Annotated in this window: 22 protein-coding genes; 9 read left to right on the top strand and 13 right to left on the bottom strand. The window is 67.1% G+C overall.

The genetic code is table 11. The features are described 5' to 3' along the window. Positions 1-5 precede the first annotated feature (5 nt). The gene (locus ACO06P_RS10290; protein ID WP_420345154.1) at positions 6-404 is read left to right on the top strand and encodes a VOC family protein; all 399 of its coding nucleotides are present in this window, start codon (positions 6-8) and stop codon (positions 402-404) included. A gap of 2 nt (positions 405-406) precedes the next feature. Here the strand turns inward: ACO06P_RS10290 and ACO06P_RS10285 are convergent, their stop codons facing one another. Further along, positions 407-853: a hypothetical protein gene (locus ACO06P_RS10285; protein ID WP_420345153.1), complete on the bottom strand. Its 447-nt coding sequence runs from the start codon at positions 851-853 to the stop codon at positions 407-409. Between the two features lie 34 nt (positions 854-887). Next, positions 888-1709, bottom strand: coding sequence for a class I SAM-dependent methyltransferase (locus ACO06P_RS10280; RefSeq protein WP_420345152.1), 822 nt, complete (start codon positions 1707-1709; stop codon positions 888-890). Between the two features lie 111 nt (positions 1710-1820). Between ACO06P_RS10280 and ACO06P_RS10275 the strand changes: the two genes are divergently transcribed. Further along, positions 1821-2510: a DNA-3-methyladenine glycosylase I gene (locus ACO06P_RS10275; RefSeq protein WP_420345151.1), complete on the top strand. Its 690-nt coding sequence runs from the start codon at positions 1821-1823 to the stop codon at positions 2508-2510. A 244-nt stretch (positions 2511-2754) separates the two neighbouring features. Here the strand turns inward: ACO06P_RS10275 and ACO06P_RS10270 are convergent, their stop codons facing one another. Further along, the gene (locus tag ACO06P_RS10270) at positions 2755-3642 is read right to left on the bottom strand and encodes a LysR family transcriptional regulator (RefSeq protein WP_420345150.1); all 888 of its coding nucleotides are present in this window, start codon (positions 3640-3642) and stop codon (positions 2755-2757) included. A 438-nt stretch (positions 3643-4080) separates the two neighbouring features. Between ACO06P_RS10270 and egtB the strand changes: the two genes are divergently transcribed. Together egtB and egtD are read left to right on the top strand one after the other, a co-directional pair. After that, positions 4081-5451, top strand: a complete 1371-nt coding sequence (egtB, locus tag ACO06P_RS10265) for an ergothioneine biosynthesis protein EgtB (RefSeq protein ID WP_420345149.1) — start codon at positions 4081-4083, stop codon at positions 5449-5451. Then, positions 5451-6422 (top strand): L-histidine N(alpha)-methyltransferase, encoded by a 972-nt coding sequence (gene egtD / locus ACO06P_RS10260; RefSeq protein ID WP_420345148.1) that lies wholly within the window; start codon positions 5451-5453, stop codon positions 6420-6422. The genes egtB and egtD overlap by 1 nt, the downstream gene beginning before the upstream one ends. Positions 6423-6633: 211 nt before the next feature. Here the strand turns inward: egtD and ACO06P_RS10255 are convergent, their stop codons facing one another. Next, a complete protein-coding gene (locus tag ACO06P_RS10255) occupies positions 6634-7611 on the bottom strand; it encodes an SMP-30/gluconolactonase/LRE family protein (protein WP_420345147.1) in 978 nt (325 codons plus the stop codon). 127 nt (positions 7612-7738) lie between these two features. Here ACO06P_RS10255 and ACO06P_RS10250 point away from each other — a divergent pair, with 127 nt between their 5' ends. Then, positions 7739-8284, top strand: a complete 546-nt coding sequence (locus tag ACO06P_RS10250; protein ID WP_420345146.1) for a DUF924 family protein — start codon at positions 7739-7741, stop codon at positions 8282-8284. 78 nt (positions 8285-8362) lie between these two features. On the opposite strand, the gene ACO06P_RS10245 is transcribed toward ACO06P_RS10250, so the two are convergent. Further along, positions 8363-8998 carry a pyridoxamine 5'-phosphate oxidase family protein gene (locus ACO06P_RS10245; protein ID WP_420345145.1) on the bottom strand — a complete coding sequence of 212 codons (636 nt, stop codon included), beginning with the start codon at positions 8996-8998 and terminating at the stop codon, positions 8363-8365. A gap of 235 nt (positions 8999-9233) precedes the next feature. Between ACO06P_RS10245 and ACO06P_RS10240 the strand changes: the two genes are divergently transcribed. After that, positions 9234-10232: an endonuclease/exonuclease/phosphatase family protein gene (locus ACO06P_RS10240; RefSeq protein WP_420345144.1), complete on the top strand. Its 999-nt coding sequence runs from the start codon at positions 9234-9236 to the stop codon at positions 10230-10232. Between the two features lie 45 nt (positions 10233-10277). Here ACO06P_RS10240 and ACO06P_RS10235 read toward each other — a convergent pair whose 3' ends face one another. After that, entirely contained in the window at positions 10278-10592 is a 315-nt protein-coding gene (locus ACO06P_RS10235; protein ID WP_420345143.1) for a metalloregulator ArsR/SmtB family transcription factor, read from the bottom strand. Between the two features lie 113 nt (positions 10593-10705). Here ACO06P_RS10235 and ACO06P_RS10230 point away from each other — a divergent pair, with 113 nt between their 5' ends. Next, positions 10706-11095, top strand: a complete 390-nt coding sequence (locus ACO06P_RS10230; RefSeq protein WP_420345142.1) for a hypothetical protein — start codon at positions 10706-10708, stop codon at positions 11093-11095. A gap of 119 nt (positions 11096-11214) precedes the next feature. On the opposite strand, the gene ACO06P_RS10225 is transcribed toward ACO06P_RS10230, so the two are convergent. From ACO06P_RS10225 to wrbA, 3 genes are read right to left on the bottom strand one after another with little or no spacing between them, the layout of a single operon-like run. Continuing rightward, entirely contained in the window at positions 11215-12204 is a 990-nt protein-coding gene (locus tag ACO06P_RS10225; protein WP_420345141.1) for a glutathione S-transferase family protein, read from the bottom strand. Positions 12205-12249: 45 nt separating this feature from the next. Further along, entirely contained in the window at positions 12250-12948 is a 699-nt protein-coding gene (locus tag ACO06P_RS10220; protein ID WP_420345140.1) for a pirin family protein, read from the bottom strand. 56 nt (positions 12949-13004) lie between these two features. Continuing rightward, positions 13005-13607, bottom strand: a complete 603-nt coding sequence (gene wrbA, locus ACO06P_RS10215; protein WP_420345139.1) for an NAD(P)H:quinone oxidoreductase — start codon at positions 13605-13607, stop codon at positions 13005-13007. A gap of 142 nt (positions 13608-13749) precedes the next feature. On the opposite strand from wrbA, the gene ACO06P_RS10210 reads away from it, so the two are divergent. Next, positions 13750-14682, top strand: a complete 933-nt coding sequence (locus ACO06P_RS10210) for a LysR family transcriptional regulator (protein ID WP_420345138.1) — start codon at positions 13750-13752, stop codon at positions 14680-14682. Between the two features lie 264 nt (positions 14683-14946). Continuing rightward, positions 14947-15486, top strand: a complete 540-nt coding sequence (locus tag ACO06P_RS10205) for a GNAT family N-acetyltransferase (RefSeq protein ID WP_420345137.1) — start codon at positions 14947-14949, stop codon at positions 15484-15486. A 21-nt stretch (positions 15487-15507) separates the two neighbouring features. On the opposite strand, the gene ACO06P_RS10200 is transcribed toward ACO06P_RS10205, so the two are convergent. Genes ACO06P_RS10200 through ACO06P_RS10185 form a run of 4 tightly spaced genes read right to left on the bottom strand, consistent with a single transcriptional unit; the run spans position 15508 to position 21798 of the window. Then, positions 15508-15963, bottom strand: a complete 456-nt coding sequence (locus ACO06P_RS10200) for a TspO/MBR family protein (RefSeq protein WP_420345136.1) — start codon at positions 15961-15963, stop codon at positions 15508-15510. Between the two features lie 54 nt (positions 15964-16017). Further along, positions 16018-18144, bottom strand: a complete 2127-nt coding sequence (locus ACO06P_RS10195) for a hypothetical protein (protein ID WP_420345135.1) — start codon at positions 18142-18144, stop codon at positions 16018-16020. Then, a complete protein-coding gene (locus ACO06P_RS10190; protein ID WP_420345134.1) occupies positions 18141-20912 on the bottom strand; it encodes a DUF4159 domain-containing protein in 2772 nt (923 codons plus the stop codon). The genes ACO06P_RS10195 and ACO06P_RS10190 overlap by 4 nt, the downstream gene beginning before the upstream one ends. 10 nt (positions 20913-20922) lie before the next feature. Further along, positions 20923-21798 (bottom strand): DUF58 domain-containing protein, encoded by an 876-nt coding sequence (locus ACO06P_RS10185; RefSeq protein ID WP_420345133.1) that lies wholly within the window; start codon positions 21796-21798, stop codon positions 20923-20925. Between the last annotated feature and the right edge of the window lie 49 nt (positions 21799-21847).

The raw sequence follows: 21847 nt of genomic DNA, 5'->3' as shown, positions 1-21847 counted from the left end.
CAGTCATGGCCTTCGCCATCAAGACCCTCGACCACGTGGTGGTCTGCGTCAGCGACATGGAGCGCGCGCTGAAGTTCTATACCGAGGTCCTCGGCTGCAGCGAGGAACGGCGTGTCGAGTCCATCGGCCTGGTGCAGCTGCGCGCCGGCGCTTCGCTCATCGATCTCCTGCAGACTGATGACGGAGCGGAAGGGGACCTGCCGGCAGGCCGTAACATGGACCACTTCTGTGTGCGCATCGAGCCCTTCGACCCGCCCAGCCTGCGCAGCCATCTGCAGAGCCACGGCATCGATGTCGGCGAAGTGGTGGAGCGCTACGGCGCCGAGGGCAGCGGCCCCTCCCTCTACATCCAGGACCCCGACGGCAACACGATTGAGTTGAAGGGGCCGCCGGGGGTGGAGTGACCTTAAGGGTCCGGCTCGAATGTTGAGCAATCGTCTGACGACAGCCGTTTGTACGGATCTTCTTTGTCTAAGATCGCATTGCCAAGCCGCTTCGAGTGCCAGATCCGACCAGCAGCTTTTGGTGAGGTATTGCGAAAGAAGGCGCCCAGCTTCACCACTGTTTCCCAGGAATAGCAAAGCTGAGAAACGCGTTCGAACGAGCCATCGGGATTTGAGACTCGAAGGTGATATCTGTCTTTGTAAGCCTCCATCATGGTTGGCTCGTCCACGATTCGGTTAGCCGCGATAAACTCTATCGAACATATGTCCGACGGCATTTCTTTACGCATCAAGAAAGCTTCTTCGCCAGACGGGCTCACATCCTCTTCTGGCGCTTCGGGTGCGTCTTCGTCTTTGTAAACGATCCAAGTCTCGTGATCGTGTGTGCTGTAAACAAAGAAGGCCTTCACTGTCTTGTCCTCAACCGTGGCGCTGCGGGAGGCGCTAAGCAGCTTTCCGCCCGACCAGCACATAGCTCAGCGGGAGTTGATGCGGCTGGTTTTCCATATGGGCGCGGGTGCCGATGTTGTGGGGGAACTCCTCGAAGTCCTCGATGGCGAAGCCGGCGCGCACCAGGCCCATGATCACATCGCTCATCTTGTGGAAGATCCAGTAATTGGGCCTGGCCGCGTAGTCCTGTTGGGCCCAGTAGTCGAGACCGTTGTCGCTGCGGTAGGGCTCCGAACGGAAGTAGGACTCGTCGGGCTGCGGCGGACCGCCGGTATCGCGGTCGTCATACATGTTGAGGATCGGATGGTCCTCGTAGATGAACAGCCGCCCGCCGGGTTTCAGAATACGCCGCGCGCTGGCGAAGAAGGCCGCCAGGTCCGGCTGCCAGCCGAAAACGCCGATGGTCACCACCGCGAGATCGAAGCGCCCGTCGTAGTCCGCCGGGATCGCGTTGATGTCGGTCTGCACGAAGTCCGCTGCGATGCCGCCGGCGGCGGCCAGCTCGCGGCCCTGCGCCAGGAACTCTTCGGCGAAGTCGAAGCCGGTGACGCCGGCGGCGCCCAGGTTCTTGATCGACAGCGCCTCGCGCCCGTTGTTGCAGCAGAGCTGCGCGACCGTCTTGCCCTCCAGGCCGATGGTCTTAAGCCGCTCCGTCATCACATCGTCGAGCATGGAAAAGCCAGGCTCGGCGAAACCCTTCAGCAGCGCCTTGTACTGGTCGTGCTCGCGGTGGTGGCCGGCGGCCTCGTTCCAGGAGTCGCGGTTGGCGGCGACGATCTCGTCGTTTGTGGGGGGCTTGGGGGGCGTCAGGGACATGTCAGCAACCTTTATGTCAGGCGGCGTATTTCTCTGGGCAAGCGGCTGTTACGGATGAATCATCGGCCTCTCGCCAGAGGTCAAGCAACGCGAAGAAGCAGGAGGCGCGCCGTGGCATCCTTTCAGAAAATCTACGATCGTGCCGCCAAGCGCAAGGGTGGGGCGGCGGCGCTCGAGAAACTGGTCGCCGATGCCAAGCCCAAGAGCAAGGCGGCGCTGAAGAAGCTGGGCGACGACCGCTATCTCGCGGAGATGACCAAGCGCATTTTTCAGGCGGGCTTCGTCTGGCGTGTGGTCGAGCAGAAATGGCCGGACTTCGAGGCCGCCTTCCAGGGCTTCCATCCCGGGCGCATGGCGCTGCTCTCCGACGAGGACCTGGACGCGCTGGGCCGCGACACCCGCATCATCCGCCATGCGGCGAAGATCGCCGCAGTGCGCCACAATGCCATCTTCGTGACCGACCTGGCGAAGGAGCACGGCTCGGCCGCCGCCTTCTTTGCCGACTGGCCGTCGGAGGACATCGTCAGCCTCTGGGCGGTGCTGAAGAAGCGCGGCGCGCGCCTGGGCGGCTATACCGGGCCTTACTTCCTGCGCTTCATGGGCAAGGACAGCTTCCTGCTGTCGCCGGATGTCTCCGCCGCCTTGGTCAAGGCCAAGGTGGTCGACAAGCCCCCGACCGGCAAGGCCGACCTCGCCAAGGCGCAGGCCGCCTTCAACGCCTGGAAGGAGGAGACCGGTCGCCCGCTGACCCAGCTCAGCCGCATCCTCGCCTGTTCCATCGACGCCCCGCGGGAAAGGTAGGCTTCGCTGCGCGGAAAACACTCGAACATCGAGTGTGTGGCTCAGCCCCCTCCCGGCCTCCCCCCATCAAGGGGGGAGGGGACTCTCTAAGCCGCCGCAATGATTACCCCCTCCCCCTTAGACGGGGGAGGGTTGGGGTGGGGGTGACAGCCTTCCGGCTGCGAGCCGTTCGGCGCCGTGCTTTCGCTGTCTCGGCCCTGGCGAAACCCTTGCCTTCTTGCCGGATCAGAAACTCAATGGTGGCTCAGCGTTGCGGCAGGCGGCCTTCCAGGAGGTCGCGGTGGCCCTGGAAGGCTGTGGCCATGAAATCCATGAAGGCGCGCACGCGCGCGGTGGCGCGCAGGTCTTCGTGGGTCAGGATCCAGATGTCCCAGGCCGGCTCCGGCAGGCCGGGCGGGACGCGGCGCAGGTCGGGCTCGGTATCGCCCATGAAGCAGGGCAGCATGGCCAGGCCCATGCCGGCCTTGGCCGCTGCGAGCTGCACCAGGGCGTTGTTCAGGCGGCCGCGCACCGGGGCGTTGGGGTAGGCACTGTCGCGCACCCAGCGCGGGTGGCGGCTGCGGTCGTCCCAGCCGATCCAGGCGACGCTCTCCGGCTCGCGCTCGATGTCGTGGCGTTCCAGGTAATCGCGCGAAGCATAGGTGGCGCGGGCATAGGTGATGATCTTGCGGCCGACCAGCGGCTCCGGCGGGTCGCGGGTGATGCGGATCGCCACGTCCGCCTCGCGCCGGCGCAGATCGAAAGGGGTATAGGAGATCGCCACTTCCAGGTTGATGTCCGGATAGTCCTCGCCAAAGGCCACCAGGTCCGGCATCAGCAGCTTGGCCGCCAGCAGGTCGGGCATGGTGACGCGCAGGCCGCCGCGCAGCCGGGCATCCTGGCCCAGCACCCGCCGCTCCAGGCCGTTCACGCTGTCTTCCAGACGCCGGGCGGTCTGCAGCATGTCCTCGCCGAAGGGCGTCAGGACATAGCCGTCGGGCAGGCGTTCGAAGAGGCGCACGCCGAGGTCCTGCTCGAAGGCGTCGATGCGCCGCGAGATGGTGGAGTGGCTGACGCCCAGGTCGGCTGCGGCGCCGCGCACCGACTTCTCGCGCGCAACAGCCAGGAAGATGCGCAGGTTGTCCCAGTTCATCGACACTCGCCTCAACCTAAAGCCGCAGCATGACTGTTCGCGGACTCTTTCATTCCCGGTGCGAATCTGCACCGCCCCGCCGCAGATGTCGACCTTTCAATCGCTGAGGTGAATGGCATATGCAAGGGAAGTGACGCTGAGCGACTCCGCGCTCCGCGCCGCCCAGAAGACGGGACCCGAAGACAGAACCCGAAGACCGGACTGGGAGGCCGATCTGTGAAACGCAGAACCGAGAATGCGGGGCCGGCGCCGGGCGTGAGGGCATTACTGGCTGCGTCATCGACCGCGTCATTGAACTGTCTTCCAGACGACACAGAGAGACGGCACCGCCAGCGCTACCGTTGCGCCCGCTGCCGGATCTCCGGCGGGCGGCCTGCGTTGGGAACAAGCGCGCGCCCGCGGCGTCTCACCAGAGAGCGATAGCAGAGAGGCTTCACCATGCAGCAGGCAGTACGCATCGCACTGCACGAGAGGGCGTCGCCCGAGACCGCAGCCGACAGCCCTGCCGATAAGTCGCGTGCGCGTCTGCGCGACGGCTTTGAATCGGTCCGGGCCCGCAGCCTGGCGCTGGCCGCGCCGCTGTCGCCGGAGGACATGACCGCCCAGTCGATGGAAGACGCCAGTCCCACAAAGTGGCATCTGGCCCATACGAGCTGGTTCTTCGAGACCTTCATCCTGAAAGACTTCGCGCCCGGCTATCGCGTGTTCCACGACGGCTACGGTTTTCTCTTCAACTCCTACTACGAGGCGGTGGGCGCACGCCATGCCCGGCCGCGCCGCGGCCTGCTGACCCGGCCCGCGGTGGCCGAGGTGATGGATTACCGGCGCCACGTCGATGACGCGATGCTGGCGGTGATCGATGCGGTGGACGACGGGACCTGGCAGCGTATCGCGCCGCTGCTGGAACTGGGCCTGCATCACGAGATGCAGCATCAGGAACTGCTGCTGACCGACATCCTGCACCTGCTGGCGCAGAACCCGCTGGCACCGGCCTATCGGGACGCCGCGCCGGCGGCACCAGCCCAGACGGCATCCCTGCGCTGGTGCGACTGCGACGGCGGCGTGGTTGAGATCGGCCACGATGGCGAGGGCTTCGCCTTTGACTGCGAAGGCCCGCGGCACCAGACCCTGTTGCAGCCCTTCGCCCTGGCCTCCCGCCTCGTCACCAACGGCGAGTGGCTCGCCTTCATGGCCGACGGCGGCTATGCGAAACCCGGGCTCTGGCTTTCCGACGGCTGGGCGCGCTGTCAGGCGGAGGGCTGGCAGGCCCCGCTCTACTGGCAACCGCTGGACGGTGGAGATCGCGAAGGCGGCGGTGACGGCACCTGGGCGTCGATGAGCCTTGCGGGTCTGCAGCCGGTCGATCCGGCCGCGCCGGTCTGCCATGTCAGCCTTTACGAGGCCGACGCCTTTGCCCGCTGGGCCGGGGCGCGCCTGCCGATGGAGGCGGAACTGGAGACCGCGCTTGAAGGCTCTGTTCGCGAAACCCGCTCTCTCACCGGAAACCTGTTGAGCAGCGGCGCCTTGAAGCCGTTGCCGGCCGCGGAAGCGGGCGAAGCAGCGTCTCCGGCGCAGCTGGTCGGCGACGTCTGGGAGTGGACGCAGAGCCCCTACGCGCCCTATCCCGGCTTCCGCGCGCCCGAAGGCGCGGTCGGGGAGTACAACGGCAAGTTCATGTGCAACCAGTTCGTGCTGCGCGGCGGTTCCTGCGTGACGCCGGATGCGCAGTTGCGCCTCAGCTATCGCAATTTCTTCTATCCCCATCAGCGCTGGCAGTTCACCGGCCTGAGACTCGCAAAGGACACCTGATGACCGCACCCTCAGATCCGGTCCTGGAGGCCGAAAGCGATGCCGCTTCGGTGGACCGGGCCATGCTGGACGAGGTGCTCGACGGGCTGACGGCGCCGCGCAAGACCATCGCCAGCAAGTTCTTCTACGATGCCCGGGGATCGCAGCTCTTCGATGCCATCACCGAGCTGGAGGAGTACTACCTGACCCGGGCGGAGACGGCGGTACTGCAGCAGCAGGCGGCGGAGCTTGCCGCACGCATCGGACCGGGCGCGACCCTGGTCGAGTTCGGCAGCGGTTCTTCGGTGAAGACGCGCATCCTGCTCGACGCGCTGTCCGGGCTCAGCGCCTACGTGCCCATCGATATCTCCGGCGACCATCTCGACGCCGCGGCCAAGCGGCTCGCGGCGGACTACGGCCTGCCGGTCATTCCGCTCCACGCAGACTACCACGCGCCGCTGGTGCTGCCGCCGCAGGTGCCGCGCGACACCCTGGTCGGCTTTTTTCCCGGCTCCACCATCGGCAACTTCGAACCGGAGGAGGCGGTGGCCTTCCTGACCCGGCTGCGCAGTTTTCTCGGCGATGGCGCCCGGCTGCTCATCGGCGCGGACCTGCAGAAGGACCCGGCCCGCCTTGAGGTGGCCTACGACGATGCCAAGGGCGTCACCGCCGCGTTCAACCTGAACCTCCTGGAGCGCTTCAACCGCGAACTCGGCGGCGACTTCGATCTTGAGGCTTTTCGCCACGAGGCGCACTACGACGTCGATCTCGGGCGCATCGAGATGCATCTGGTCAGTCTGCGCGATCAGACGGTGACGCTCGGCGGCCGGCGCATCGCTTTCGCGGCCGGCGAGACCATCCACACCGAGAACTCCTATAAGTACACCCTCGAGTCCTTCGCCGCCCTGGCCCGGCGCAGCGGCTGGCGCGGCGAGGCATCCTGGACCGATCCGGAAAACCTCTTCAGCGTCCACCTGCTGATCGCGGATTAGACTTCAAACCAAGTGACTTGGTGCTGCGAGGGGGTCACCCCCCTCCCGACCTCCCCCCATCAAGGGGGGAGGGGTGTTTTGGCTGTGAAGGCAGATTTGCGCATCGCCTCCGATGCAGCCAGCGCTGCTGATTCCCCCTCCCCCTTGATGGGGGAGGGATGGGGTGGGGGTGAGGGTGCGCTCGATACGCGCCCGCTTATGCGAGATCGTCTTACGTGTTGAAGTGCCAGTGCACCGGCGGGCGGCCCATGACGTCGGTGCGGAAGAAGGCGATGCGCTCGCCCAGCAGGCAGCCGAGGAAGGCAGTGCGCAGGTCGCGGCCGCCGAAGGCCAGGCTGGAGATATTGCGAAGCTTGCGGCTCTTGATCTGATCGAGATGGTGCCGGTCCATGGTGCCGGCCTGAAAGGCCTTTTCCACCGCTTCCAGGTGCGCCGGGTCGCAGTCCTCCAGGATCAGTTCCTGGCTGCCGTCCGGCGCCACGCGGATCACCCGGTTGCTGACGATGGAAGTGATCCAGAGGTGGTCTTCCATATCGAAGGCCAGGCCGTCCGGGAAGGTGCCGGGGCCGAACTCGGTCACCACCTCCTTGTCGTGCAGCGTGCCGTGTTCGCCGATGCGAAAGCGGCTGAGCCGGCGCGCGAAGGTCTCGTTCACGTAAAGCCAGGTGCCGCGGCTGTCGATCTGCACCTCGTTGGTGTAGCCCAGGCCGTCGGCGACGATGCGCGAGCCCTTGCCGTCGATCATCACGATGAAGCCGTCGTCCACATCCGGGCGGTAGCCCAGCGCCCGCGGACTGCGCCTTGTGGAGACCGTCACCCAGACCCGGCCGCGGTCGTCGATCATGACGAAGTTGGTGGCCGGCAGGTCGACCCCGTCGACCCGGCGCAGGACGTCGCTGAGGGTGCCGTCGCGGTCGAGGCGGAAGACGCCGCCCGAGTCGTCCAGGTTGGCGATGAGGAAGGAGCCGTCCTGCTGCAGGGCGATGCCGTTGGGCTTGATGGCCTCGGCGCCGCCCTCTGCCTGAAACAGCTGATGCGGGCCGAAGGCGCGGGACTTGGCCACACCGCCGCGCCAGTCGGCGCTGTAGATGTCGCCGTTGGAGGTGCAGACCAGGCATTCCGGGCGCACGAGGCCGGAACCGATCAGGGTCACGTCGTCAAGGGACAGCGCCGCTTGGCTTTCGGGCAAGGCTTCCTCCTGTCAAAGCGCGGCGAACCTACTATAGTTTCGCCGGCTTCGCCCAGCCCGAAGAAAGGCCCAAGCGTGGCCTCGGGATTTGGCGGCGAAGCCGGGGTCAAAATGGAAGGAGCGACCTGTGCCCGAAGCGGAGGAGGTGCTGGGCTTTTGGTTCGCCGAGGGCTGCGACAAGCAGTGGTTCGCCGGCGGTGCGGCCTTTGACGCGGCGGTGAAGGCGGCCCTCGGGCCGGCCTTCGAAGCGGCCCGGGCCGGCGCCCTGGGACCTTGGCGGGACACGGCCAGGGGCTGCCTTGCGCTCTGCATCCTCTTCGACCAGTACCCGCGCAACGTCTTCCGCGGAAGTCCGCAGGCCTTTGCCTGGGACGCTGCGGCCCTGGACGTGACGCGCCATGCCCTGGCGCAGGGCTTCGACGCCGCGTTGACCCAGACCGAACGCCTTTTCCTCTATCTGCCGCTGGAACACAGCGAAAGCCTGAGCGATCAGAAGGACTGCCTGCGGCTGGTCGCAGCCCTCGACGAGAACCCGGAGTGGCTCGACTACGCCGCCGCGCACCACGACATCATCGACCGCTTCGGCCGCTTCCCCCACCGCAACGACGTACTGGGCCGGCCCACCACCGAGGAAGAGCATGCCTTCCTCAAGGAGCCGGGGTCTTCCTTTTGACGGCCTCCCCCAATTGCTGACTGCACACCTGATGTGAGTCCGCCCCTCCAACAGGCCCAGGGCGGTCGGCCTTGGGCCTTACGGCACCAGCCAGGAGGTCTGCAGTCTGTCCGCCTCGTCCCAGGCGAAGGTCGCCCGGCGGTGGCCATAGGGGGTGAGGTAGAGCCAGTCCATTTGCCGGACCGTGCAGACCACCACGGCGAAGTTGCCCTTACCGGGCCTGCTTTCCTCGTCGCTCGGCGCGCGGTCTTCCAGGGCCGCCGGCAGCCCGGAGGTCGGCCAGGCCCAGGGCAGCCCCGGCGGGCCGGAGACCATGTAGTCGCGTCGGCGGTGCGGCGGCACCTCCGCCCAGGCCGCCTCGGCAAGGGCGTCGCCGCAGTGAATGCGCGCCGTCGCCTGTATGCGGATCTGGGTGTCGTCAGAGTGCGAGAAGAACAGCAGCGCGACGCGGGGGTCGGCCTCGATCTCGCCGACCTTGTGACTGCGCAGGTCGGTATAGAAGCTGACTTCGCGGGCTTCGCGATCCGCCCCCCGCAGGACAACCGTGCGCAGGCTGCAGCCGTGGGGGCCGCCGCCGGTTGCCAGGGCCGCCGTGCGAAAGTCGTGCTGCGGCTGTCGGGCGCCGTCCATCAGCATTGCCCAGCATTCGCAGAGCACGGCGCTGAGCCGCGGCTCCTCGTCGGTGCCCCAGAGGTCGAGTCTTTCTATGGCCAAGGCGGACACCTCATAGCGATCTGGCGGGCGACGTCTGGCCGAGCGGCCGCGGGAGCCGGCTGACAGAGCCAGCTTAATCTGCTCTCTTCGATTAGAAAATGCTTTCCTGTGCGCCGGACCGGGGCCGCCACAGCGCTGTCTGCGCTGGATCATGGGCAGGCAAACGGCGCAGGTGTAGGACGGGGCGGGCGAAAGGAGAGGCCCGGAGAGACCCGGATAGAACCAGAGAGACAACGTGCGCATCGCGACCTTCAACCTGGAATCGCTGGACTTGGTGCCCGGAGGCGACGGAGCGCTGGAGCGCCGTATCGCAGTTCTCGCGCCGCAGCTCGATGCACTCGACGCCGATGTCCTCTGCCTGCAGGAGGTGAACGCCCAGAAGACCGCCGCGTCGGACAGGGGCGCGGCAGAGCCCGGAGCGCCGCGGCCGAAGCGCCAGCCGATGGCGCTGCGCCGGCTTCTGGCCGCGACGCGTCATCGCGACGACCATCTCGTCACCACCCATTCGCTTTCGGGCGACGGACCGGCCGATGTCCACAACCTGGCCGTTGTCAGCCGCTATCCTGTGCTGGAGCAGCGCGAACTGCGCAACGACCTGGTGCCGCCCCAGCCCTACCACGCGGTGACCGCGGTTCCGGACGCCAGCGCCGATCTGACCCTGACCTGGGACCGGCCGCTTCTGCACTGCCGCCTGCAGGTGCCCGGGCCGGCACCGCTGCATGTGATCAACCTTCACCTGCGCTCGCCCCTGGCCGCCCCCATTCCCGGCCGCAAGACGGCGCCCTTCGTCTGGTCGTCGTTGGCCGGCTGGGCGGAAGGCTACTTCGCCGCCACCATCAAGCGCAGCGGCCAGGCGCTCGAGGCACGGCTGCTGGTGGAGGCGGTCTTCGACGAAGAGCCGCAGGCGTTGATCGCCGTTTGCGGCGACCTCAACGCCGATGCCGAGGAAACGCCGGGGCGCATCCTGCGTGGCACGGTCGAAGACAGCGGCAATCCGGATCTGGCTGGGCGCGTGCTGCATCCGCTGGAAGACAGCCTGCCGCAGGATCAGCGCTTCACCGTGCTGCACGATGGCCGGCGGCTGACGCTCGATCACATCCTGGCTTCGCCCGCCCTGAAACGCGGCTTCCGCGACATTGCGGTGTTGAACGCCACACTGCCCGACGAACAGACCATGGCCCCCGACGACCCGCGCTCCAACCACGCCCCCCTGGTGGCGGCGTTCGATCTTTGACCGTCGGCAGCGCTTCGTAAGGCACAACTCCGGATATGCGCGCGATCAGGCTTCTCCGGATGTTGCTGCCTTTCTCTTGCTTTCGCTCTTCAATTGCCTGGAAACCGGGCAGACCTCTTGAACGAAGCCACTCAATGTATTGACCAGGTTGTCCTGCACCAGGTGATAGTGAACGTACTGGCCCTTCTTCTCGGCGCGAATCAATCCCGCATTCTGCAGGATGCGAAGATGTTTCGAGACAGAAGGAGCTGACATATCGAAGCGATCCACGATTTCGCCTGCCGTCATTTCCGACGCAGACAAATACGCGAGTATCTTGCGCCTCACGGCTGAAGACAGGGCCTGGAACACGTCATCCATGAAAACCTCTTCGCCAAATAATTAGTCATTTGACTAATTAGCTAATTTTGTTATGATCCATCGTTAGCTAAGTAGCTAATTAGGAAAATAGCACAGAAGAGAGGGGGTTCTCAATGGTTGTCGCCACGTACGCCATCTATGTTTCCTTGAGCTTGGTCATCACGGTTTGGGTGGGCCGCACGCTCAACAAGAACGGACGGGTGTTCCTCGTACAGAACTTTTCGGGCAACGAGGAACTCGCTGATTCAATCAATCATCTTCTGCTCGTCGGTTTCTACTTGGTGAACTTCGGTTTTGTGACGCTCGCGTTGAGATACGGCACCAAGCCTGTCGACGTAGTTACCGCTGTGGAATCGTTGAGCACGAAAGTCGGCTTGGTGATCGTCGTCCTGGGGGCGATGCACTTCTTCAACATGTACGTCTTGACGCGGTTCCGTAACTCCAAGCTGTTCCGCGCGATTGATCGCAGCGACTCGGGCGAACCCGCGAACGCAGACGCGTGATCAATCGAAAGGTCAGGGTTTACTGTCTTGCCCTCTCCCCCAAGATCTTTGCGAAAGAGGGGGAGAGGGAAGGGCCCGCGCCAAGACAGAAAATGGGGCGGCAGGGTGAGGGGGCGGACCTATGCCGCCGCCTTGAACCTCTCCCGGTCGTGCGGCGCCGCGTAATCGATCGCCGGGCCCTTGGGGACGATGCCGGTCGGATTGATGGTCGTGTGGCTGCCGTAGTAGTGCTGCTTGATGTGGAAGAGATCCACCGTCTCGGCGACGCCGGGGACCTGGTAGAGGTCGCGGAGGTAGTTGGAGAGGTTGGGGTAGTCCGCGATGCGCCGGAGGTTGCACTTGAAGTGGCCGTGATAGACCGGGTCGAAGCGCAGCAGCGTGGTGAAGAGGCGCCAGTCGGCCTCGGTCAGGCGCTCGCCGACCAGATAGCGCTGGCCTGATAGGCGCGCCTCCAGATCGTCCAGCGTCGAAAACAGCGCATCGAAGGCTTCTTCGTAGGCCGTCTGCGAGGTGGCGAAGCCGCACTTGTAGACGCCGTTGTTCACGTGGTCGTAGACCGTGGCGTTGACGGCGTCGATCTCACCGCGCAGGTCAGCGGGGTAGAGGTCCAGGGTCGATCCGGTGAGGCCGTCGAAGGCGCTGTTGAACATGCGGATGATCTCGGAGGACTCGTTGCTGACGATGGTCTGGCGCAGCCTGTCCCAGAGCACCGGCACCGTCACCCGCCCGGTATAGGCCGGGTCGGCCTTGGTGTAGATCTCGTGCATGTGGCTGGCACCATTCAGCGGATCGCCGGTGGCGCCGGGGCCGGTCTCGAAGGTCCAGCCCTCGCTGCCCATGTGCCAGTGCACCACCGAGACGGGGATGATCTCCTCCAGCCCCTTCAGTTGGCGCAGGATCAGGGTGCGGTGCGCCCAGGGGCAGGCGAGGGAAACGTAGAGGTGGTAGCGCCCGGCCTCCGCCTGGAAGCCGCCCTCGCCGCTGGGGCCGGCAGTGCCGTCGGCGGTCACCCAGTTGCGAAAGGCGCTTTCCTTGCGCTTGAAGCGCCCGCCGCTCGATTTCGTGTCGTACCAGCGGTCCTGCCAGACGCCATCCACCAGAAGTCCCATGGCTCCGCTCCTTCCTGCGTTCTCTCGTATCTCAAAACTGTGTCGTCAGGCGACGTCGGCCAGCAGAATCTCCGCGTCTTCCTTGGCGGTGATGACGACCTCGTCCAGATCGCTGACCACCACGCCGTCGCGCGGACCGGCCTCCGCGTCGTTGACGGTGATGCGGCCCGTCGCCGGCACCAGGTAGAGATGGCGGCCTGCGTCCAGGCGGTGGGTCACCGACTGCCCGGCCTTCAGGGTCGCGCCCAGGATGGCGGCATCCTGATGGATCGGCAGGGCGCCTTCATGCTCCGGCCGGCCGGAGGCCAGCGGCACCAGCTCGCCGGCCCGCTCGCCCTTCGGGAAGCTGCGCGTTTCCCAGCGCGGCTCCACGCCTTGAACCGCAGGCTCGATCCAGATCTGAAAGATCTTGGTCGGGTCCTCCTCCTGGTTGAACTCGGCGTGCATGATGCCGGTGCCGGCAGACATGACCTGAATGTCCCCGGCCTCGGTGCGGCCCTTGTTGCCCAGGTGGTCCTGATGGGTGATGGCGCCTTCGCGCACGTAGGTGATGATCTCCATGTCCCGGTGGCCGTGCATGTCGAAACCGGTGCCCGGACGGATGGTATCGTCGTTCCAGACGCGCAGGCTGCCGACGCCCATCTGCGCCGGGTCGTAGTAACCGGCGAAGCTGAAGTGATAGCGGGCCGCCAGCCACTCGTTGTGGAACTGGCCGAGGCCGTCGAAGGGTTTGATCTCAATCATCGCTCTTGTCCCGAAAAAGGGGCGCGGCAGGCGGGCCGCGCCCGGTGAACCTCGTGTTATTTGGCGAGCTTGGCCGCGATCTCCGCCACGTGGCGGCCCTGGAAGCGGGCCATGCCCAGCTCCTTCTCGCTGACCTGGCGGCTGCCGTCGCCCGCGGCGATGGTCGTCGCGCCGTAGGGCGAGCCACCGGCAATCTCGTCCAGGGTCATCTGGTCCTGGCAGCTGTAGGGGAGGCCGACGATGACCATGCCCTGATGCAGCAGGGTGGTGTGGAAGGAGGTGATCGTCGTCTCCTGCCCGCCGTGCTGGGTGGCGGTGGAGGCGAAGACACTGCCGACCTTGCCGATCAGCGCGCCCTTCATCCACAGCCCGCCGGTCTGATCGAGGAAGTTGCGCATCTGCGCGGCCATGTTGCCGAAGCGCGTCGGCGTGCCGAAGATGATGGCGTCATAGTCGGCCAGTTCGTTCGGCTCGGCGATGGGGGCGGCCTGGTCCAGCTTGACCCCGGCGTTCTTGGCCACCTCTTCGGGCATCAGCTCGGGAACCCGCTTGACCGTAACCTCGACGCCCTCGACCTCGCGCGCGCCCTCGGCCACGGCACCGGCCATCGTTTCCACATGTCCATAGCTGCTGTAGTAGAGCACGAGTACCTTGGTCATCTTCGCCTGTCCCTTGATTCGTTTGTGTTCCTGTGTGTTTCGGCGGCTCTTGCGCCGCGCGATGGACCATAGCTAAGGCGTTCTCTTTAGGATAATAATACTGTGTTACGGAACATGATTGTTTCCAGGGAGAAACAGTGCCATGCCTCGTCTGGATGCCATGGAGGTCTTTGCCGAGGTCGTTGAGGCGGAAGGCTTTTCAGCGGCGGCGCGCAGCCTCGGGATCAGCAAATCCGCGGTCTCCAAGCAGATCGGCCGGCTGGAGGATCGCCTCGGCGTGCGGTTGCTGAACCGGACCACGCGGCGCCTGTCTTTGACCGAGGCGGGCGCCACCTTCTACGAGGCCAGCCGGCGGGTGCTGGACGAGGCCGAGGCGGCGGAGACGGCGGTCAGCAATCTGGCCGAGGCGCCGCATGGCCTGCTCAAGCTGAACGCGCCGATGTCCTTCGGCTTTCTCCACCTCGCCAGGGCGATCCCGGAGTTTCATGCCCGCTATCCGCAGATCGTCGTCGACGCGGTGATGAACGACCGTTTCGTCGACCTGATCGAGGAGGGCTACGACCTGGCCATCCGCATCGGCGGCCTCAGGGACTCCAGCCTCATCGCCCGGCGCCTGGCGCCCAGCCGCGCGCTGCTCTGCGCCAGCCCGGACTACCTGGCGCGCCGCGGCGAACCGCGCCAGCCGGCGGAGCTGGCCGAGCACGACTGCCTGATCTACTCCAACGTCGACCAGCGCGATCTCTGGCGTTTCCAGGGGCCGCGCGGGCCGCTGCGGGTCAAGGTGAAGGGGCCCTTCCTGGCCAACAACGGCGATGCGCTCTGCAGCGCCGCCCTGGCGGGCATGGGCATCGCCCTGCTGCCCAGCTTCATCGTCAGCCCGCACCTGCTGAGCGGCCGCCTGGTGCCGGTGATGTGCGGCTTTCCGCTGGGCGAGCAGGGCATCTATGCGGTCTATCCCCATCACCGCAACCTTTCGGTCAAGGTGCGCGCCTTCGTCGACTTCCTGATCGAGCGCTTCGGCCCGGAGCCCTATTGGGACCAGGGCCTGGAAGCGGTCCTGCGCCCCCCGGGGTAAGTCCGCCCGACACGGCAACACTGGCATCCTTTAGCGAACTGTGATAAGGCAACCGCCCAGTGTCGCCTGGAACGCCTTGGATTCGCGCTGCGAAGGCAAGGACTTGGCGGCAAGACCTTGAAGGAAGGGACGATCCCTTGAGGACCCAGGAGAGACTGCGACGACGACGTTGAGCCCCCGCGCCTTGCGCGCGCCCTCACGCCTGCAGTTTCCCTGCGCCGCTCCCCCCGACACGACGGGGCCGGCCATCCTGGACAAGAGATCATGACCTTCACCCTGGTGCCCGAGCGGCCCGACGACGCCGCCCTCAATACCCCGCTTCTCGACCGGACCTTCGGCTTCGACCGGACCAAGCGCACGGTCTATCGCCTGCGTGCGGGCATCGAGCCTGTGGCCGAGCTCTGCTTCTCCGCCGTCGCCGAGGACGGCGGGCTGCTGGGCTCGATCCGCTACTGGCCGATCCGCATCGACGAAACGCCGGCCATTCTGCTTGGGCCACTGGCCGTGGAGCCGGCGCAGCAGGGCCGCGGCATCGGCCGCGCCCTGGTCGCCCACAGTCTGGAGGCCGCGGGCGACAGGGGGCACGGCATCTGCGTGGTGGTCGGCGATCCGGTCTACTACGGCGCCTTCGGCTTTTCCTCCGCGGCGGCGGCGGGCCTTTCTCTGCCCGGCCCGGTGGAGCCGGAGCGCTTTCAGGTGAAGGCTCTCCTGGCCGGCGCGCTGGAAGAGGTCTACGGGGTCATCGCCCGTGCCGGCAAAGCCAGGACGTCTTCGCGGAGGCGTCTTCGCCGCTCCGTCGCCTGACGGTTAGCGGTTTGGGTACGGCTAGCTGTTGAGGCGCCAGATGGCGATGTTCAGGGCGGCCGCGTAGCCGAGCCAGAGAATGTAGGGCAGGAACAGCCAGCCCGCGGCGCGCAGGACAGAGGCGAAGGAAAGGGTCGTCGCCACCACCGCGCCGATCAGGGCGGCCAGGACGAAAACCCCCAGCAGCGGGCTCTGCAGGCCGAAGAAGGCGAAGGACCAGGCGATGTTCAGGCCGAGCTGAAGGAAGAACAGGGTCAGCGGCAGGCCCAGTTCGCCCCGCTCCGCGTGTTTCCAGACCAGCCAGGCGGCAATCCCGATGGCCAGGAAGATCAGCGACCAGGCGACGGGGAAGACGATGTTGGGCGGCGTCCAGTCCGGCTTCACCAGCGTTGGATACCAGATCTCCAGCGCCGGCGCGGTGATCATCGCGCCGAGCCGCCCGACGAGCAGGCAGAGGATAACGAAGACGAGCAGCATGATAGGGCTCGTCAACGGAGCGATTCGCCTGTGGCGTTGCATGATGGCTTCTAGCTAGCGCCCTTCGCGTTGCCACGCAAGGACCGCGGTGCCCAATGCAACCAGAAGCACAAGCAGGGCGGGCAGCAGGGGAATCTGCAGGACGCCGGTGACGACATAGCCGTCGCCGCGCTTCACGCCGATCCAGTTGCGCCCGAAACGGTCGCGGGTGGCGCTGACCTTGCGCAGTTCCGGCAGGTCCTGGCCGGCGAGGCGGCGCACGGTGCCGCCGCTCTCGCGGGTGAGCGGTTCCACCAGGGCGCCCGAGGAACGCGGATCGCGCAGCTCCAACGGGTTCAGCGGCCCGGCGGCGGCCAGTGTGGTCAGCGTGCCGTCGCTGATCTGGTAGAGCCCGTCCTCCTCGACCGCCATCAAAGCGCCGGCCCGGCCCGGCCCGTCGGGCGTCAGGGTCAGGCTGCGCTGCTCGCCCGACGGCAGGGTCACGGTGATGCCGGGCAGTTCCTCGGCCAGGGAGCGGCGGGTGATCTGCAGCTGACCGCCGCGCACCCGGGCGCGCAGGTCTTCCTCCTCCAGGTCCGGCTCCTTCATCAGCCAGTGGGAGATCCGGCGCAGCAGCTCGGCCTGGGGGCCGCCGCCCTCGAAGCCGCGCGACCAGAGCCACATGTGATCGCTCATCAACTGGGCGACACGGCCTTCGCCGACCCGGTCCAGCAGCAGCAGCGGGCGCTCTTCCACGCCCTGCATCACAATGGCGCCGCGATTGCGGTCGGCGTCGATCTGACGGAACCAGCGGCCCCAGGGCGGTGCCTCCGCCGCTTCTGTGCCGTCCGTGAGCGTGCCGCCATCGATGAGGGTGCCGTCCAGGCCGGCCGTCACCGGGTGGCGTTGGCCCAGGTCCGTCACCTCGGGATAGAAGCCGCCCTCGAAGATCTGTCCGGTGGGCTCGCCCGGCAGCACGCGCCCCAAGGGCGTGCGGTAGAGCGACAGCGGGGTCGCGAAAGTGGGGCCCACCGCCTCGAAAAGGGCGCCGCCCTTTTCGACGTAATCGGCGACGTTCTCCAGATAGATGCTCGGCAGCACGCCGCGGCGGCGGTAGCGGTCGAAGATGATGAGGTCGAATTCATCGAGCTTGATCTCGAAGAGTTCGCGGGTGGGAAAGGCGATCAGCGACAGTTCGCGGATCGGCGTACCGTCCTGCTTCTCCGGCGGCCGCAGGATGGTGAAGTGCACCAGATCGACCGAGGGATCGGACTTCAGGATATTGCGCCATGCCCGCTCGCCGGCATGGGGTTCGCCGGAGACCAGCAGCACCCGCAGGCGGTCGCGCACCCCGTTCACCACCAGGGCGGCGCGGTTGTTGGCCAGGGTCAGCTCTTCCGGACCGGGCGAGACCTCGATCTCCAGAACGCTGGGCCCGCGGTGATCGAGCTCGAAGGGGATCTCCTGCTCGACACCGACGCGCACATCGACGTTCTGGGTGATCTCGCCGTCCTGACGCAGGATGACCCGTCCGCTGCCGCCGGGCCGCACGTCATCCTCGTCAGCATCGCCGATCAGGTCGTCGACCCGGACCTTGACCGTCAGCTGGTCGCCGACGATTCCGAAGCTGGGCGCCTGGGTCACCATCAGGCGCCGGTCGCCTTCGTCTTCCTCGCCGCTCAGCAGCAGGTGGACGGGCGCTTCGATCCCCAGGCTCTCCACGGTTTCCGGCAGGTCGTGGATCTGCCCGTCGCTGACCAGGATGATGCCGGCGATGCGCTGGCGCGGCACCTTCGCGAGGGCCTGGCGCAGCGGGGCGAAGAGGCGGGTGCCCGCGTCCTCAAGATTGCTGCGCTCGGCCCCGGCGCGCACCAGCCGCACCTCGGTATCGGGCAGCAGGGCGAGTTCTTCCAGCAGGTGATCGACCGCCGCCTCGGTCTGGCTGCGCCGCTCGCCGATGGCCTGGCTGCTGCTTTCGTCGGCGACCACGAAGACGACGTCGCTCAATGGGTCGCGCTGCTCTTCCACGAGGGAGGGATTGGCCAGCGCGAGCAGGAGTACGGCAAAGGCCGTGCCCCGCCAGAAGACGCCGGAGGCACGCCGCCAGAGGGCGAGCGCCAGCAGCACGACGGCAATGGCGGCGAGCACGGCGAGCACGGCGACCGGGATCAGCGGCGCCCATTGCAGGGAAAGCGCGCTCACTGGCCAAGCCTTTCAAGAATGAAGGGGATATGCACCTGGTCGGCCTTGTAGTTCCCGGTCAGCGCGTACATCACCAGGTTGACCCCGAAGCGGTAGGCCATTTCGCGCTGGCGCGGGCCGCCTGGGACGACGGCGTTCATCGGCCGGCCGAGACGATTGACCGCCCAGGCGCCGGCCCAGTCGTTGCTGCCGATCAGCACAGAGGCGACGCCGTCGTTGATGTTCTCGCTCTGGGCTTCGAGCCACAGCGTCCCGCCGGTGAAGCGGCCGGGAAAGTCCTCCATCAGGTAGAACGACTTGCGCAGCACGTGGTCGGCGGGCACCGGCTCCAGCTGCGGAATCGAAATCCCGCGGGTCAGGCGCTGCAGGTCGCGCGTGCCCTGGCTGCTGGCGCCGAAGAGCTGCATCCCGCTGCTCGCTTCGCGCAGGTCGAAGAGGATGGTGCCGCCGTTGGCTAGGTAGCGGTTGACCTCTTCCACCGCCACGGAATCGAGATCGGGCTGCTCGGCGGTCACCGGCCAGTAGATCAGCGGAAAGAAGGAGAGGTCGTCGCGGCCGAGGACGATGCCGAGCGGCTGGCCGGCTTCCACCGAGGTGCGCAGCTCGAGCACGCGGGTCAAGCCGGCAAGGCCGGCGCGGCTGATCTCGTCAATGGAGGAACTGCCGGTCTGGATGAAGGCCAGGCGGGTCGTCAGGGTCGCTTCCAGCGCCCGCGCGTCGTCACCGGCAACGCTCTGGGCCAAAGCGGGCGGACCTGCTGCCGCGGTGGCCAGGGCGATCATCAGAACCGCGGCGGTGCCGGCGGCGGCCGGCCGGCCCGGCAAGGGCAGCAGACCGCGCAGTGCCAGGGAGATCAGCAGGTCGGCCAGCGCCAGGATCAGCGCCGCCGCCAGCAGCCAGGGCTTCAGGTCGGTCTCCGGGCTTTCGTGATAGAGCCCCTCGGTAGCGCCGCTCGGCAGTGCGCCCAGCGGCTCCAGCGCGGTCACGCTGGCGCTCATGTTGTGGGCCTGGCGCAGGCTGTCGTTGCCGTAATAGCCGGGCGGCTGCTGGGCGGTGATCACCGGCGGCCGGCCCTCTTCGGGTTCGATGGCCAGGACGGCCGCGGACGGCAGGCCGAGGCTGCCGAAGCCGTCCATCACTTCGATCGGGGGCAGGGCCTGACCGCTGGCGCTGCCGCTGATGCCCTGGCTCACCGCCATGACACTGCGCAGCATGTCGACGAAGAGCCCCGAGATCGGCAGGTTGGACCAGTCGGTGTTGGCGGTGGTGTGGAACAGCACCACCCACCCTTCGCCGCGGCGGTCGGCGGTCACCAGGGGCGTCCCGTCGGCCAGCCGTGCCCAGGTCTTTTCGGCGAGGTCGAGCGACGGTTCGGCCAAAACCTGGCGGCGGATCAGCACATCGTCCGGCAGGTCCAGTTCGGCAAAGGGGCTGTTGCCCGCGAAGGGCGCCAGTTGGGCCGGCGTATCCCAGGTGAGGGCGCCGCCCAGGACCCTGTCGCCGCCGCGCAGGCGCACCGGCAGCAGGTCGCTCTGCTGTTCCGCTCCCGCGGCCTCTGCAGACTGGGAGACGATGCGCGGTCCGGCGAAGCGCAGCAGCAGGCCGCCCCGGCCGACCCAGTCGCTGATCGCCGCGCGGTCGGTTTCGCTGAGACTGACCGCGTCGGGCACGACCATCACCGCAAGCTGACGCTGCAGCAGCGTTTCCACGCGGCCCTGGCGCAGTTCCGTGAAAGGCTCCAGCGCGCGGGCAAGAAAGTAGGTTTCACTGAGCAGAGGCTGGCTTTCCTGGCTGCCCGCGTCGACAAGGCCGACGGGCCGCCGCCGCCAGCGTTCGTCGAGCAGAGCCACGGCGCCGGCGGTGGTCTCTCCTTCGATGGCGATGCGGGCGATGCGGTTGCGCATTTCCGTCGGCAGGTCAAAGAGCGCCCGCGCCTCCGTCTCGCCGGGGGCGAACAGCAGCGGAGCCTTCACCAGGATCCGCCCGTCGGCGGCAAGCCCCAGAGCCTCCGCCCGTCCGGGGCCGCTGGCATCGGCCCGCAGGGCGCGGGCCACCAGGTCGACTCCCTCGGTTTCCGGCGGCAGCATCAGGTGGGGCAGACCGGCACCTTCTTCGCGCAGCACATGCAGGCTGCCCAGCCGCTGCAGGGCTTCGGCCAGCGCCCTGGCGTCGTCGTCGCCAAGCCCGTCGGACAGCCAGACCACGGGCGAGGAGCCTTCGCCGGCGAAGTTGTCCAGCGCTTCAAGCGCCGCCGCCCGGTCGCTCGGCCAGGGCTTCGGGCGCATGCCCTGCAGGACGCGCCGGGCCTCGGCGGCGGGCAGCAGGTTGGAAACCGAGGGCGGATCGCCCTGGGCATCGGGGGCGGTGGTGAGAATGGCGGCCGCGCGGCCCTCGCGTTCGGCCTGGGCGAGAAGGTTGCCGCCGATGATCTGGCGGGCCTGCCAGAAACGGGCGGACGACCAACCGTCGTCGACCACCAGCAGCATCGGGCCGCTGCCGGAAAGCTGGGCCGCCGGGTTGAGCAGCGGCTGCGCCAGACCGAGGATGATCAGCGCGGCGATCAGCAGGCGCAGGAGCAGCAGCCACCAAGGCGTGCGCGCCGGGGTTTCCTCCGGAACGCGGAGACCGATCAGCAGCCGGATGGCGGGAAACGACAGCCGCCGCGGTGCCGGCGGCGTCAGCCGCAGCAGCAGCCAGAGGACCGGGAGACCGAGCAGCGCCAGCAGCAGCCAGGGCTGGGCAAAGGCGAGCAGGCCGAGGTTCATCATGGCGCCGCCCTCACACCGGGACCTGGGACAGGGTGGTATAGAGACGCAGCAGCGCCGACTGCGGCGGCTGGTCGCTGTGATGGAAATCGCAGCCCCAGCCGAGGGCGCGGGTGATGTCGCGCAACCCCTCGCGATGCCGGGCCAGGCGTTTGGCGTAGCTGTCGCGCACCGATTCGACCCGCGACACCAGCCAGGGCGCCTCCTCTTCCAATCCTTCGAAGTTGACCCGGCCCTCGTAGGGCAGGCTTTCCTCGGCCGGATCGAGCACCTGCAGAACCGTGCCCCTGAGGCCGCTTTCGCCGTAGTAGCGCAGCGCCCGGTCGATCTTTTCCAGCGGCGCCAGGAAGTCGCCGATCAGAACGATCTGGGCGCTGCGGGGAAGCGGAACCGCCGGCGGCAGTTCCTCCTCCGAGAGGTCCTGCTTCTCCAGCATCAGCGCAATGCGCGAGAGGGTCGCCCGGCTGTTGGAGGGGCGGATGCCGGAGCCGAGCAGCGCCACGTGTTCGCCGCCGCGCATCAGCAGCACCGAGAGGGCCAGCGCCAGCAGGTCGCTGCGCTCCCGCTTGGACGGATGATTGCGGTCGGAGGTCCAGGACATGGAGCGCGAGGTATCACGCCAGATCCAGACCGACTGGGCCGCCTCCCACTCCATCTCGCGCACGAAGACCATGTCGGATTTGGCCGACTGGCGCCAATCGATGGACTGCGGCTGATCGCCCATGTCGTAGTGGCGGAACTGCCAGAAGGTCTCGCCCTGACCGACCCGACGGCGGCCGTGCACGCCCTGGGCCACGGTCGAGGCAACCCGTTCGGCGGCAACGAGAAGCGGCGGCAGGGTCGCCGCCAGTTGCTCGGCGCGATGCCGCAGCGGGAGCGTTGCGCTCATGCGCGCTTAACGACCCCGCGCGTTGTCCCTAGGTCCCGTCTGCGTACGT

The organism is Pelagibius sp. (assembly GCF_965227505.1).
In the GTDB taxonomy this organism is placed as follows: domain Bacteria; phylum Pseudomonadota; class Alphaproteobacteria; order Kiloniellales; family Kiloniellaceae; genus Pelagibius.
Note: the sequence above shows the minus strand (reverse complement) of the source record. Positions and strands in the feature narration are given on the sequence as shown.

Coding starts and splice junctions, on each gene's coding strand:
- ACO06P_RS10290 (WP_420345154.1), top strand. CDS start 6: ATGGCCTTCGCCATCAAGACCCTCGACCACGTGGTGGTCTGCGTCAGC.
- ACO06P_RS10280 (WP_420345152.1), bottom strand. CDS start 1,709: ATGTCCCTGACGCCCCCCAAGCCCCCCACAAACGACGAGATCGTCGCC.
- ACO06P_RS10270 (WP_420345150.1), bottom strand. CDS start 3,642: ATGAACTGGGACAACCTGCGCATCTTCCTGGCTGTTGCGCGCGAGAAG.
- egtB (WP_420345149.1), top strand. CDS start 4,081: ATGCAGCAGGCAGTACGCATCGCACTGCACGAGAGGGCGTCGCCCGAG.
- egtD (WP_420345148.1), top strand. CDS start 5,451: ATGACCGCACCCTCAGATCCGGTCCTGGAGGCCGAAAGCGATGCCGCT.
- ACO06P_RS10235 (WP_420345143.1), bottom strand. CDS start 10,592: ATGGATGACGTGTTCCAGGCCCTGTCTTCAGCCGTGAGGCGCAAGATA.
- ACO06P_RS10230 (WP_420345142.1), top strand. CDS start 10,706: ATGGTTGTCGCCACGTACGCCATCTATGTTTCCTTGAGCTTGGTCATC.
- ACO06P_RS10225 (WP_420345141.1), bottom strand. CDS start 12,204: ATGGGACTTCTGGTGGATGGCGTCTGGCAGGACCGCTGGTACGACACG.
- ACO06P_RS10220 (WP_420345140.1), bottom strand. CDS start 12,948: ATGATTGAGATCAAACCCTTCGACGGCCTCGGCCAGTTCCACAACGAG.
- wrbA (WP_420345139.1), bottom strand. CDS start 13,607: ATGACCAAGGTACTCGTGCTCTACTACAGCAGCTATGGACATGTGGAA.
- ACO06P_RS10210 (WP_420345138.1), top strand. CDS start 13,750: ATGCCTCGTCTGGATGCCATGGAGGTCTTTGCCGAGGTCGTTGAGGCG.
- ACO06P_RS10205 (WP_420345137.1), top strand. CDS start 14,947: ATGACCTTCACCCTGGTGCCCGAGCGGCCCGACGACGCCGCCCTCAAT.
- ACO06P_RS10200 (WP_420345136.1), bottom strand. CDS start 15,963: ATGCTGCTCGTCTTCGTTATCCTCTGCCTGCTCGTCGGGCGGCTCGGC.
- ACO06P_RS10190 (WP_420345134.1), bottom strand. CDS start 20,912: ATGATGAACCTCGGCCTGCTCGCCTTTGCCCAGCCCTGGCTGCTGCTG.
- ACO06P_RS10185 (WP_420345133.1), bottom strand. CDS start 21,798: ATGAGCGCAACGCTCCCGCTGCGGCATCGCGCCGAGCAACTGGCGGCG.